This window comes from Pseudomonas sp. S2_A02, assembly GCF_054668495.1.
The window spans coordinates 2,944,650-2,958,239 of record NZ_CP162776.1; the positions used below are offsets into that span (position 1 = coordinate 2,944,650).

The 13,590-nt window shown below is 60.1% G+C and carries 11 protein-coding genes and 1 pseudogene; all 12 read left to right on the forward strand.

Annotated elements, in window-relative coordinates; all coding sequences use genetic code 11:
• Positions 1-879: 879 nt before the first annotated feature.
• Positions 880-1,386 (forward strand): annotated as a pseudogene (locus AB4O41_RS13595) (methyl-accepting chemotaxis protein); the annotation flags it as partial.
• Positions 1,387-1,579: 193 nt separating this feature from the next.
• The gene (locus tag AB4O41_RS13600) at positions 1,580-2,038 is read left to right on the forward strand and encodes a hypothetical protein (RefSeq protein WP_460148084.1); all 459 of its coding nucleotides are present in this window, start codon (positions 1,580-1,582) and stop codon (positions 2,036-2,038) included.
• Positions 2,039-2,295: 257 nt separating this feature from the next.
• A complete protein-coding gene (locus AB4O41_RS13605) occupies positions 2,296-4,035 on the forward strand; it encodes a protein-disulfide reductase DsbD (protein WP_460148085.1) in 1,740 nt (579 codons plus the stop codon).
• 133 nt (positions 4,036-4,168) lie between these two features.
• Positions 4,169-4,621: a type II 3-dehydroquinate dehydratase gene (gene aroQ, locus AB4O41_RS13610; RefSeq protein WP_258619761.1), complete on the forward strand. Its 453-nt coding sequence runs from the start codon at positions 4,169-4,171 to the stop codon at positions 4,619-4,621.
• Between the two features lie 48 nt (positions 4,622-4,669).
• Positions 4,670-5,131 carry an acetyl-CoA carboxylase biotin carboxyl carrier protein gene (gene accB / locus AB4O41_RS13615; protein ID WP_038978781.1) on the forward strand — a complete coding sequence of 154 codons (462 nt, stop codon included), beginning with the start codon at positions 4,670-4,672 and terminating at the stop codon, positions 5,129-5,131.
• A gap of 17 nt (positions 5,132-5,148) precedes the next feature.
• Positions 5,149-6,507: an acetyl-CoA carboxylase biotin carboxylase subunit gene (accC, locus tag AB4O41_RS13620; RefSeq protein ID WP_258619748.1), complete on the forward strand. Its 1,359-nt coding sequence runs from the start codon at positions 5,149-5,151 to the stop codon at positions 6,505-6,507.
• Between the two features lie 267 nt (positions 6,508-6,774).
• The gene (gene prmA, locus AB4O41_RS13625; RefSeq protein WP_460148087.1) at positions 6,775-7,653 is read left to right on the forward strand and encodes a 50S ribosomal protein L11 methyltransferase; all 879 of its coding nucleotides are present in this window, start codon (positions 6,775-6,777) and stop codon (positions 7,651-7,653) included.
• A gap of 30 nt (positions 7,654-7,683) precedes the next feature.
• The gene (locus tag AB4O41_RS13630; protein WP_460148088.1) at positions 7,684-8,904 is read left to right on the forward strand and encodes a DUF3426 domain-containing protein; all 1,221 of its coding nucleotides are present in this window, start codon (positions 7,684-7,686) and stop codon (positions 8,902-8,904) included.
• A 185-nt stretch (positions 8,905-9,089) separates the two neighbouring features.
• Positions 9,090-10,100 carry a tRNA dihydrouridine synthase DusB gene (gene dusB, locus AB4O41_RS13635; protein WP_007907421.1) on the forward strand — a complete coding sequence of 337 codons (1,011 nt, stop codon included), beginning with the start codon at positions 9,090-9,092 and terminating at the stop codon, positions 10,098-10,100.
• Positions 10,097-10,417, forward strand: coding sequence for a DNA-binding transcriptional regulator Fis (gene fis / locus AB4O41_RS13640; RefSeq protein WP_007907419.1), 321 nt, complete (start codon positions 10,097-10,099; stop codon positions 10,415-10,417). Before dusB ends, fis begins: the two co-directional genes overlap by 4 nt.
• A gap of 81 nt (positions 10,418-10,498) precedes the next feature.
• The gene (gene purH / locus AB4O41_RS13645; RefSeq protein ID WP_315866549.1) at positions 10,499-12,106 is read left to right on the forward strand and encodes a bifunctional phosphoribosylaminoimidazolecarboxamide formyltransferase/IMP cyclohydrolase; all 1,608 of its coding nucleotides are present in this window, start codon (positions 10,499-10,501) and stop codon (positions 12,104-12,106) included.
• Positions 12,107-12,258: 152 nt separating this feature from the next.
• The gene (gene purD / locus AB4O41_RS13650; RefSeq protein ID WP_460148089.1) at positions 12,259-13,554 is read left to right on the forward strand and encodes a phosphoribosylamine--glycine ligase; all 1,296 of its coding nucleotides are present in this window, start codon (positions 12,259-12,261) and stop codon (positions 13,552-13,554) included.
• Positions 13,555-13,590: the final 36 nt, after the last annotated feature.

The following is a 13,590-nucleotide window of genomic DNA, read 5'->3' on the forward strand; positions in this document are numbered from 1 at the left end:
CGCGCTCAAGCTGAACAACTGGACACCTTGCCGCTGCTGGGGGTGACCGCCAGCAGTGAATCGAACACCGATGATTTCGCCGCGATGATGGGGCTGGAGAACACCGAGAAAACCGTCGCCGAAGATGCCGGTGTCGGCCTCAAGCGTGAACTCAACAGCCTGCTCACCCGCTACCCTTCGGAACTGGCGCGCACTCGCGAACAGATCCAGAAACGCGCCGACCTCAGCACCGCGACGCACTTGAAAATCGCCGCCGTACAACAGTCCATCGCCGGCCTGGAACCGGTGGTGCGTGCCCAGCACGGGCAGATCCAGAGCGAAGTGCGGTTGATGCAAGGGGTGATGATCGGGCTGATCCTGCTGATCGCATTGCTCATCGACACCTTGCAGCGACGCCTGGCCCGAACCCTGACCAACCTCGCCCCTGCGCTGTCGACCTGGGCCGAAGGTGACTTCAGCCGCGACATTCAACTGGGCGCGACCAACCGCGAACTGCATGACATTCAAGCCTCACTCAATCGCTTGCGCGCCTATCTGGTCGATCTGGTAGGCACCATTCGCCTCAACTCCGAGCAAGTCGCCGGCAGCAGCCGAACGTTAGCCGAATTGAGCAACGACCTGCACAGCGGCGCGGAGCATCAGGCCGGTGACACCGCGTTGATCCGCGACTCTCTCGGGGAACTCGAGGCGACGATTCAGCAAGTCGCCGGTGACGCCAGCCAGGCAGCCGATGCCAGTCGTCATGCAGGACTGGCGGTAGAACACGGTCAGAAAGTGATCGGACTGAGCCTCACCGGGCTGCATGCGCTGGTAGGTGAAGTGCAAGGCAACGCGCAGATGATCGAACATCTGGCCGAGGAGTCGGCGACCATCGGCGGTGTACTGACGGTGATCCGCTCGATTGCCGACCAGACCAACCTGCTGGCCCTGAACGCCGCCATCGAAGCGGCCCGCGCCGGAGAAATGGGCCGAGGGTTTGCGGTAGTTGCCGAAGAGGTTCGCTCACTGGCGCAACGCACCGCCGGGGCCACGGCCGAGATCCAGACGCTGATCGCCGGCCTGCAAATCGCCGCGCGGCAATCGGTCGAAGGCATGCGCACTCAGGTCGAACATGCCGAAGCCACGGCCAATCAGGCCCAGGCGGCTGACGGTGCGCTGGATAAAATCGTCGGGGCGATCCAGACCATTTCCGACACCGCCGTGCGCATCGCCGATGTCACCGCCCAACAGAGCGGCGCTGTCAGCGAAATCCGCGATCACAGTGAGCGGATTCATCAATTGGGTGGGGATAACTTGCTGCGCATCGGCGCGGGGCGTGAGCAAGGGGAGAATTTGTTGGTGCTGGGCGGGCGGCTGCATACAGCCGTTCAGGCCTTCCGCGTCTAAGAGCTACCGAGCGCAACTGACGCGCAGGACTATTGCTACCTAAGTTGTTGTATGAAAACTCTTATTTAGCCATGCGATGGTTTTTAGTCGCCGTTTTGATGCTAGGGTTTCGCGCTTCAATTAATCGTGCGCGCAACAGGAGTGCTCCGTGATAGTTCCATCTTCGCCCCCAGGCGTATCTGTGGAGGAAAACATGGCAGTTGCCTTCCATAAAACCGCATACACAATCATCACCTCTTGCCTGCTAGCCGTATGCCTGGTTTACATCGGCTGGACATGGCTTATGTCTTCCAGCACCCCGGTGCTGACCGATGTAGTACTCAAACTACCCCTTGGCGAAAATGGCTTCATCTACGGTGTCAAGGATGATCGAGGTGGAGCAACAGTGCCATTCAGCTATCGATACTATGTCTATCGCGAACTGACATCCGACGAACAAATAGCGTCTGAACTCAAGACTGCCGGTCCGTTTCTCGTCACCCGAGATCCAGCCATAAAGGTCAATGTCCAAGGCTCGGTCATCAATGTAGCGACCAACCAGGAAGTCTACGAGTATCACAGCAGCACGCTGTTTCGGCATACCAACAGCACCCATTACACCCCTGTAACAGTCAACTTGTGCAACCACTCCAGCGATCAATCAACAAAGTAAGCTCGACGCTGCCCACCGGAGCGACCAGAAAAACCGTCAAGATCCGGTAGCGCGGGGCGGTCTATATACAGCCGTTCAGGCCTTCCGCGTCTGACAAACCGCCATCGCGGGCAAACCCGCTCCCACTGGGTATGCGCTGTCCTTGTGGGAGCGGGCTTGCCCGCGATGACGTCAGAACAACCACCGCAAGATACCCCGCCCTGCACACCCCGCCACTGTCCGCTATCATGCCCACACTTTCGATACGCGAGATTGTCATGCGCCGTTTGCTCTGCCTGCTGTTTTTAGTGCTCGCCCTGCCGGCCTCTGCCGCCGGGTTGCTGGACAGTCGGCCCAGTTCCACCCTGGGTTCGATCAACAACAGCGCAGACTTCCTGCCGGTGCGCGAAGCCTTTCAGTTGAGCCTGGTAGAAAGCACGCCGCAATCGATCAAGTTGCGCTTCGTCGCCACCGAGGGTTATTACCTCTATCGCCATCGCTTCCAGTTTCGCGCCGACCCGGCCGACATTGGCCTCGGCGCAGCGCAACTGCCCAAGGGCGAACAAAAGCACGATGAGTACTTCGGCGATGTCGAGGTTTACCACGGCATTCTCGATATAGACCTGCCGCGCACCGATTCCCGCGCCTTTACGCTGGTCGTGACCTATCAGGGCTGTGCCGACAAAGGCCTGTGTTACCCGCCCGAGACCGAACGCCTGAGTATTGATGGCAGCGGCGCCGCGACCACATCCTGGAGCTGGCGCGAACTGGCGCTGTTTTTCCTCGCGGGTGTTGGCCTGACCTTCACTCCCTGCGTGCTGCCGATGCTGCCGATCCTCTCCGGGGTGGTCCTGCGCGGGCAGGTCGGTGGTTTGCGCGGCTTCAATCTGTCTCTGGCTTATGTGCTGCCGATGGCCGTTTGTTTCGCCCTGCTCGGTGCGTTGATGGGAATGTTCGGCGCACAGCTCAATCTTCAGGCGCGGTTGCAGTCGGCCTGGGTGCTGGTGCCGTTCGCGATGTTTTTCGCGGTGTTTGCCCTGGCCATGTTTGGCGTCTTCGAACTGAAACTGCCCTACGCCATCAGCAGCCGCCTGGACCGGATTGCCGGGCGCACCGAAGGCGGCTCACTGTGGGGCGCGGCTGTGCTGGGCGTGGTGTCGAGCCTGCTGGTTTCGCCATGTGTATCGGCACCACTGGCCGGTGCGCTGCTGTACATCAGCGCCAGCGGCGATGCTCTGGGCGGCGGATTGAAACTGTTCATGCTCGGCTTGGGCATGGGTGCGCCGCTGTTGCTGGTGGCAACTGGCGGCGCGGCCTGGCTGCCGAAAAGCGGACCATGGCTGATCTACGTGAAAAACGCGATCGGGGTGCTGCTGCTGGGGCTGGCGATCGCTTTGCTCAGCCGGGTATTGCCGGGCCAGATCACCTTGTTGCTCATCGGCTTGCTCGCCGGTGGCGTCGGGCTGTTTATGGGCGCGCTGGAATTCGTCTATAAACCACCGAGAAAACGCCTCGGGCAATTGCTCGGGATGCTTCTGCTGTTTTATGCCCTGGTCTGTTGGTATGGCGCATTCAGTGGCCAGACTGATCCGCTCAACCCCATTGGCCAACCGCGCATTGTCGCGGGCAACGGTCAACCGCAAATCGCCGGCAACTGGCAAACCATCACCACTCCCGCCGAACTGGACCGCGTGCTCGCCGAAGCCAAATCCTCCGGCACGCCGCTGCTACTCGACTGGTACGCCGATTGGTGCATCAGCTGCAAAGTCATCGAACACGAAGTTCTCAACGATGCCAATGTCCTCGAACGACTCAAAGGCTATCGATTGATCCGTTTCGACATCACCGTCAGCAACGCCGAACAACGGGCCCTGCTCGATCGCTACAAGCTGTTCGGCCCCCCGGCGCTGATGTTTTTTGGCAAAGATGGCGTCGAACGTGCCGATGTGCGGGTGATCGGCGAGATCAATGCAAAAAACTTCGCCGAACGTGTTGCGAAAGCAAATGACCGGATTTAATCACCCGGTCACATATTTCGCGTAAACATCGGCCATCGTGCTGGCTATTGCATAGAACTGGACAGTCACAAAGGCTTTGCGGCATAGTCGCCGGGTTCTGACAATTTGCACACAGATGACAAAGGAGCAGCAGATGGCGACCCTATTGGTTTTACACGGCCCCAACCTGAACCTGCTCGGCACCCGGGAACCGGGCGTCTACGGTGCAACGACGCTGGCGCAGATCAATCAGGATCTGGAACAGCGGGCGCGCAATGCCGGCCACCATTTGCTCTACCTGCAAAGCAATGCCGAGTACGAATTGATCGATCGCATCCACGCTGCTCGCGGCGAAGGTGTGGACTTCATTCTGATCAATCCAGCAGCTTTTACGCATACAAGTGTCGCATTACGTGACGCGCTGCTGGCAGTGAGCATCCCATTCATCGAAGTGCATTTGTCTAACGTGCACAAACGCGAACCTTTCCGCCATCACTCCTACTTCTCCGACGTTGCGGTGGGAGTGATCTGCGGCCTTGGCGCCAGCGGTTATCGACTGGCCCTGGAGGCCGCACTAGAGCAGCTTGAAAGACAGGCAACGACTTGAACAACAAGCGTTAAACGCCCCTGACCGACCCTTGGGAGTTGATGATTCATGGATATCCGTAAAGTTAAGAAACTGATCGAATTGCTGGAAGAGTCCGGTATCGACGAGCTCGAGATCAAGGAAGGCGAAGAGTCCGTACGCATCAGCCGTCACAGCAAGACGCCGGCTCAGCAGTACTACGCTCCCGCTCCTATGCATGCTCCGGCACCTGCGCCTGTCGCTGCTGCTCCGGTTGCCGCCGCTGCTCCTGCAGCTCCGGCTGCGCCGGTGCTGAACGGCAACGTTGCCCGTTCGCCGATGGTCGGTACTTTCTATCGCAAATCTTCGCCGTCCTCGCCGTCCTTCGTTGAAGTCGGCCAGACCGTGAAGAAAGGCGACACTCTGTGCATCGTCGAAGCCATGAAGATGATGAACCACATCGAAGCTGAAGCCAGCGGTGTGATCGAATCCATCCTCGTTGAAGACGGCCAGCCGGTTGAGTACGACCAACCGCTGTTCACCATCGTTTGAACCGCGGAGAAACTTTGATGACTGCGAAGTTGGAAAAAGTTCTGATCGCCAACCGCGGTGAGATTGCCCTGCGGATTCTGCGTGCCTGCAAAGAGATGGGCATCAAGACTGTCGCCGTTTACTCCAAGGCCGACAAAGAGCTGATGCACCTGGGTCTGGCAGACGAATCCGTCTGCATCGGTCCGGCCTCGGCCGCGCACTCTTACCTGCACATTCCGGCCATCATCGCCGCCGCTGAAGTGACTGGCGCTACCGCCATCCACCCAGGCTACGGCTTCCTTGCGGAAAACGCCGACTTTGCCGAACAGGTCGAGAACTCCGGCTTCGCGTTCATTGGCCCGAAAGCCGAAACCATTCGCCTGATGGGCGACAAGGTATCGGCCAAGCACGCCATGATCGCCGCTGGCGTTCCAACCGTTCCGGGTTCCGACGGCCCACTGCCTGAAGACGAAGAAACCGCTCTGCGCATCGGTCGCGAAGTCGGTTACCCGGTGATCATCAAAGCCGCTGGCGGCGGCGGTGGTCGCGGCATGCGCGTGGTTCACAAGGAAGAAGACCTGATCGCCTCGGCGAAACTGACCCGTTCCGAAGCGGGCGCAGCGTTCGGCAACCCGATGGTCTACCTGGAAAAATTCCTGACTAACCCACGTCACGTGGAAGTTCAGGTGCTTTCCGATGGTCAGGGCCACGCCATCCATTTGGGCGACCGCGATTGCTCGCTGCAGCGTCGTCACCAGAAGGTTCTCGAAGAAGCGCCGGCACCGGGCATCGACGAGAACGCGCGCGAGGAAGTCCTCGCACGCTGTGTCAGGGCTTGTATCGACATTGGCTATCGTGGCGCTGGCACCTTCGAGTTCCTGTACGAAAACGGCCACTTCTACTTCATCGAGATGAACACTCGTGTCCAGGTAGAACACCCGGTTTCGGAAATGGTCACCGGCATCGACATCGTCAAGGAGATGCTCAGCATCGCCGCTGGCAATAAGTTGTCGTACACCCAGGATGACGTCGTTATCCGCGGTCACGCGCTGGAATGCCGGATCAACGCCGAAGACCCGAAAACCTTCATGCCTAGCCCAGGCACGGTCAAGCATTTCCACGCGCCAGGCGGCAACGGCGTTCGCGTCGATTCGCACCTGTACAGTGGCTATGCCGTTCCGCCGAACTACGATTCGTTGATCGGCAAGCTGATCACCTACGGCGCAACCCGTGACGAAGCCATGGCGCGCATGCGCAATGCGCTGGACGAAATCGTTGTCGACGGGATCAAGACCAACATCCCGCTGCACCGCGATCTGGTCCGTGATGCTGGTTTCTGCAAAGGGGGCGTGAACATTCACTACCTCGAGCACAAGCTGGCTGGCGAAAAGCATTAAGCTGTGATCCATACCAACAAAGCCGCTTTCGAGCGGCTTTGTTGTTTCTGGAGATTTCATCAAGCAACACACTCGTCCCCTGTGGGAGCGGGCTTGCTCGCGAAGGCGGCGGCACATCCAACATTGATGTGACTGACAGACCGCTTTCGCGAGCAAGCCCGCTCCCACAGGTACAGTGGACTCCCACAAAACCTTCGCGCTCGCGTAAACTTGCGCGCTTCTCGCAGCCCGCTAGGCTGCAATCTATATTTTTCAAAGGTGCCCGCCATGCCTTGGCTGCAAGTCCGTCTCGCCATCAGCCCAGAACAAGCCGAAACCTACGAAGACGCGTTCCTTGAAGTGGGCGCCGTGTCGGTGACTTTCATGGACGCCGAAGATCAGCCGATTTTCGAACCGGAACTCAATACCACCCCGCTGTGGTCGCACACGCATCTGCTGGCCTTGTTCGAAGGTGGCACCGAAGCCGCCAGCGTACTGGCCCACCTCGAGTTGCTGACCGGCAGCCCGCTGCCCGAGCATCACAGCGAAGTGATCGAAGACCAGGACTGGGAACGCAGCTGGATGGACGGTTTCCAGCCGATGCGCTTCGGTCAGCGCCTGTGGATCGTCCCGAGCTGGCACGCCGCGCCTGAGCCGGACGCGGTGAACCTGTTGCTGGACCCGGGCCTGGCGTTCGGCACCGGCACTCACCCGACCACCGCGCTGTGCCTGGAATGGCTCGACGGTCAGGACCTGAAGGATTGCAACGTGCTCGACTTCGGTTGCGGTTCGGGGATTCTGGCGATTGCCGCCCTGTTGCTGGGCGCCAAGCAAGCCGTCGGCACCGACATCGATGTGCAGGCGCTGGAAGCGTCCCGCGACAATGCCGGTCGCAACAACATTGCCGACGAACTCTTCCCGCTGTATCTGCCGCAAGACCTGCCACAGGTTCAGGCCGACGTGCTGGTGGCCAACATTCTTGCCGGCCCGCTGGTTTCGCTGGCGCCGCAACTCTCCAGCCTGGTCACGCCGGGCGGTCGCTTGGCGCTGTCGGGCATCCTCGCCGAACAAGGTGAAGAAGTCGCCGCTGCCTACGCTCAGGACTTCGATCTGGACCCGATTGCCAATCGCGACGGCTGGGTACGCATTACTGGCCGTCGGCGCTAGAATGAGCGCCTGCATAAACCGGATTGCCGCATGACCGACAGCTTCGTCACCCAGTGCCCGCATTGCCAAACCAGCTTCCGCGTCAGCCATGCTCAGTTGAGCGTGGCCCGTGGAGTGGTTCGTTGCGGCTCGTGCTTGCAAGTGTTCAACGCCGCCAAGCAGTTACTCGAGCAGCGGGCCGACAAGGAGACGGTCAAACCGGTTGCATCGGCGCCCGTCGAACCACCCGTGCAGCGAGCCATCAGCCAAAAGCAATGGACCGCTGCGGAAATGGATCTGGACAGCCTGGATCTGGATGAAGAGCTCGCCCGGCTTGAACAGCGGGAAATCCAGCCAACAACGGAATTCATTCGGCCCCGCGAAGACAGCCTCAGCGCTCGCCGCGATACCACCGAGCACGATCAGGAGCCCTGGTCCGACAGCCTCTACAGTGAATCGGCCGCCGATCGCGCACAAACCGCAGACGCGCCCACGCCAGAACCGACGATCGAGCCGAGCAAACACTCGCGCACCGAGCCTTCGCTGTCGCTGGAACCCGCGGACCTGGACGACGAGCCCGAGATACAACATCTGCGCCTGCACGACCCGCTCGACGCCCCGATCCCCTTTGGCAGCCTGTCGGCGACTCCCGATGAAGTCGATGACGACTTGCCCTCGGCCGAACCCTTGCGCAAGCGACGCGAACGCAGCGGACCGGCACTGCGCGCGGAAGTGCTGGAGGACCTGAGTGACGACCCGTTGCAACTGGACTGGCAAAAACGTCGCTCCCCCTGGGGCCGGCGCTTTTTCTGGCTGCTGCTGATCCTGCTCGGCGCCGCCGGCCTCGCTGGCCAATATGTCGCCTACCACTTCGACGAACTGGCACGCCAGGACCAGTACCGTCCGTGGTTCCAGCAACTGTGCCCGCAGATCGGCTGCACCGTGCCGTCCAAGGTCGACATCGCGAAAGTCAAAAGCAGCAACCTGGTGGTCCGCAGCCACCCGGACTTCAACGGCGCCCTGGTGGTCGATGCCATCATCTACAACCGTGCGCCCTTCTCCCAGCCCTTCCCGCTGCTGGAGCTACGTTTTGCCGACCTCAACGGCCACCTGATCGCCAGCCGTCGCTTCAAACCCGGTGAGTACCTCAGCGGCGACCTCGAAGGCCTGGCGGAAATGCCGCCGCAAACGCCGATCCACATCGCTCTGGACATTCTCGATCCAGGCTCCAAAGCGGTGAACTACAGCCTGAGCTTCCATTCCCCCGAGTGAAACGGTTCACCGTTACAGGCTTGACGGCAGTTTTCTGACTTTGCCCGTTCAAACCAAACCGCTGGCGATAACAGAATAACTGTTCAGATTTTGTTCAATTCAGCCTTTATCCAGTCATCGAGAGCGGGTATCATGCCAACCCTTTTTCGAACTCTCATGATCCGGCCCCACAACAGGGAAGTCCTATGTCGGCGGTACGCATCGGTCCATATACATTGCACAACGGCTTGATTCTCGCCCCCATGGCGGGTGTCACCGATCAGCCCTTTCGTCAGCTGTGCAAGCGACTGGGCGCGGGCCTTGTAGTCTCGGAAATGGTCACCAGCGACATGAGCTTGTGGAACACCCGCAAATCGCGGATGCGCATGATCCACGAAGGTGATCCCGAGCCCCGCTCGGTACAGATCGCCGGCGGAGATGCGCAAATGCTGGCGGATGCAGCCCGGGCCAATGTCGAACTGGGCGCACAGATTATTGATATCAACATGGGCTGTCCGGCGAAGAAGGTCTGCAACAAGGCCGCCGGCTCCGCCCTGTTGAAAGATGAAGCATTGGTGACCGAGATCCTGCAGGCCGTGGTGGCTGCGGTCGATGTGCCGGTCACCCTGAAGATCCGCACCGGCTGGGACCGGGCGAACAAGAACGGCCTGACCGTGGCGAAGATCGCCGAACAGGCAGGCATTACGGCGTTGGCAGTACATGGCCGCACCCGTGCCGATCTGTATACCGGTGAAGCGGAGTACGACACCATTGCCGCGATCAAGCAGGCAGTGTCGATTCCGGTCTTCGCCAATGGCGATATCGATTCACCCGAGAAGGCCCGGTACGTGCTCGACGCGACCGGTGCCGATGGCCTGTTGGTGGGGCGGGCTGCCCAGGGGCAGCCATGGATTTTTCGTGAAATCGACCATTATCTGCGTACCGGCGAAAAACTCCCGGCACCGGAGCTGATCGAGGTGGAACGTATTCTGCTTGAGCATCTGGCCGCGCTGCATGCCTTCTATGGCGACGTCATGGGCGTGCGCATAGCTCGCAAGCATGTGGGCTGGTATCTCGCAACCTTGCCGGGCGCCAGGGAGTTCCGCGCCCACTTCAATCGTTTGGAAGATACGGAAGCACAATGCGCCTACGTTCGGGCCTTCTTCGCCGAACGCTACAAGAGCCTGACAGGGGACGGAGAAGGGGTGGCTGCATGACGATGATGACCGAGACTTTAGTGAGTGGAACAACACCCGTGAGCGACAACGTGAATTTGAAACAGCACCTCAACACGCCGAGCGAAGAAGGTCAGACCCTTCGCGGGAGTGTCGAGAAGGCGCTGCACAATTATTTCGCCCACCTTGAGGGCGCTGCCGTCACGGATGTGTACAACCTGGTGCTCTCCGAAGTCGAGGCTCCCCTGCTCGAATGCGTGATGAACTACGTCAAGGGCAACCAGACCAAAGCCAGTGAGTTGCTCGGGTTGAACCGGGGCACCCTGCGCAAGAAACTCAAGCAGTACGACTTGCTGTAAGCATTCAATCAAACCAGAAAGGCGCCCGCGTAAAACCGGTCGCCTTTTTTGCTGACTCCTTTGCTTTTGATGGAAATTGAAATGACCGACCAGACTACCCGCCTGCCGATCCGCCGCGCCTTGATCAGCGTTTCCGACAAGACCGGGATCCTTGAATTCGCCAAGGAACTCGAAGCCCTGGGCGTCGAGATCCTCTCCACCGGCGGGACGTTCAAGCTGCTGCGCGACAACGGCGTTGCCGCAGTGGAAGTCGCGGATTACACCGGTTTCGCAGAAATGATGGACGGTCGGGTGAAAACCCTGCACCCGAAAATCCACGGCGGGATCCTCGGTCGTCGCGGTATCGACGACGCCATCATGAACGAGCACGGCATCAAGCCGATCGATCTGGTTGCGGTCAACCTGTACCCGTTCGAAGCCACGATCAACAAGCCAGGCTGCGACCTGCCGACCGCCATCGAGAACATCGACATCGGCGGTCCGACCATGGTCCGTTCGGCAGCCAAGAACCACAAAGACGTGGCCATTGTGGTGAATGCCAGCGATTACGCCAACGTCCTGGAAAGCCTCAAGGCCGGCGGCCTGACCTACGCTCAGCGTTTCGACCTGATGCTCAAGGCCTTCGAGCACACCGCCGCCTATGACGGCATGATCGCCAACTACATGGGTACCGTGAACCAGGCGGCTGAAACCCTCAGCACTGAAGGTCGCAGTGAATTCCCGCGCACCTTCAACAGCCAGTTCATCAAGGCTCAGGAAATGCGCTACGGCGAGAACCCGCACCAGAGCGCGGCGTTCTACGTTGAAGCCAAGCCTGCCGAAGTCGGCATCGCCACCGCGACCCAACTGCAAGGCAAAGAGCTGTCGTTCAACAACGTGGCCGACACCGATGCCGCACTGGAATGCGTGAAGAGCTTCGTCAAACCGGCCTGCGTGATCGTCAAGCACGCCAACCCATGCGGTGTGGCCGTAAGCCCGGACGCAGAAGGCGGCATCCGTCAGGCCTATGAACTGGCCTACGCCACTGATACCGAGTCGGCGTTCGGCGGCATCATCGCGTTCAACCGCGAACTGGATGCTGAAACCGCCAAGGCCATCGTCGAGCGTCAGTTCGTCGAAGTGATCATCGCCCCGTCCGTCAGTGAAGAAGCTCGCGCCATCGTCGCTGCAAAAGCCAACGTACGCCTGCTGGCCTGTGGCGAGTGGTCGGCTGATCGCGCTCCGGCCTGGGACTACAAACGCGTCAATGGCGGTTTGCTGGTGCAGAGCCGCGACATCGGCATGATCGGCAGCGAAGACCTGAAAGTCGTGACCAAGCGCGCCCCGACCGAACAGGAAATCAATGACCTGATCTTCGCCTGGAAAGTCGCCAAGTACGTCAAGTCCAATGCGATCGTCTACGCCAAGAACCGTCAGACCATCGGTGTTGGCGCCGGCCAGATGAGCCGCGTGAACTCCGCGCGTATCGCCGCGATCAAGGCCGAACACGCCGGGTTGCAGGTAGCAGGCTCGGTGATGGCCTCCGACGCCTTTTTCCCATTCCGCGATGGTCTGGACAATGCGGCCAAGGTCGGTATCACTGCGGTGATCCAGCCAGGTGGCTCGATGCGTGATAACGAAGTGATTGCTGCTGCTGATGAAGCCGGCATCGCCATGGTCTTTACGGGCATGCGCCACTTCCGTCACTGATTTTTTGCTTGATCGTACCCACGCTCTGCGTGGGCACGCAGCCCGGGACGCTCCGCGTCCCTCGGACGCAGAGCGTCCGTAGAGGCATTCCCACGCAGAGCGTGGGAACGATCAGCCCCCCACAGAATTAGCGTCATCCGAGGTTTTTTGAAATGAATGTTTTGATCATTGGCAGCGGTGGCCGTGAACACGCCCTGGCCTGGAAAGTGGCTCAGGATCCGCGTGTGCAGAAAGTTTTCGTTGCCCCGGGCAACGCCGGCACGGCCATTGAAGCCAAGTGCGAGAACGTCGCTATCGACGTGCTGGCGCTTGAGCAACTGGCTGATTTTGCCGAGAAGAACGTTTCCCTGACCATCGTCGGCCCGGAAGTGCCGCTGGTCGCCGGTGTCGTCGACCTGTTCCGCTCCCGTGGCCTGGATTGCTTCGGCCCAACGGCGGGGGCCGCGCAACTGGAAGGTTCGAAAGCCTTCACCAAAGACTTCCTGGCTCGTCACAAGATCCCGACCGCCGACTACCAGAACTTCACCGAGATCGAGCCGGCCCTGGCTTACCTGCGTGAAAAAGGCGCACCGATCGTAATCAAGGCCGATGGCCTGGCCGCCGGTAAAGGCGTAATCGTGGCCATGACCTTGAGCGAAGCCGAAGACGCAGTGCGCGACATGCTCGCCGGCAACGCGTTTGGCGACGCCGGTTCCCGCGTGGTGATCGAAGAGTTCCTGGACGGCGAAGAAGCCAGTTTCATCGTCATGGTCGACGGCAAGAACGTATTGCCGATGGCCACCAGCCAGGACCACAAACGCGTCGGCGACGGCGATACCGGCCCGAACACCGGAGGCATGGGTGCTTACTCCCCGGCTCCGGTCGTCACAGCCGAAGTCCATCAGCGGGTCATGGACCTGGTGATCTGGCCAACCGTGCGCGGTATGGCCGAGGAAGGCAACATTTACACCGGTTTCCTCTATGCCGGCCTGATGATCGACAAGGCTGGTAACCCAAAAGTTATCGAGTTCAACTGCCGCTTCGGCGATCCTGAGACCCAACCGGTAATGCTGCGTTTGCAGTCGAGCCTGGTGTTGCTGGTCGAAGCAGCTTTGGCGCAAGCGCTGGACAAGGTCGAAGCGCAATGGGATCCACGTCCGAGCGTCGGCATTGTATTGGCCGCTGGCGGTTATCCGGGTGACTACGCCAAAGGCATCGCCATCAACGGCCTGGATGCAGCCGCGGCACTGGAAGGCAAAGTCTTCCACGCCGGTACTGCGCTCAAGGACGGTCAAGTGGTGACCGCCGGTGGTCGAGTGCTGTGCGCTACCGCCATGGGCACCAGCGTCGATGCAGCCCAGCAGCAGGCTTACAAACTGGCGGCTAAAATCGACTGGGAAGGCTGCTTCTATCGCAAGGACATTGGCTACCGCGCCATTGCCCGCGAGCGTGGCGAAAATCAGGAATAAGTCATCCATTCGGCCAGGCAAGGGCTTGCGGCCCTT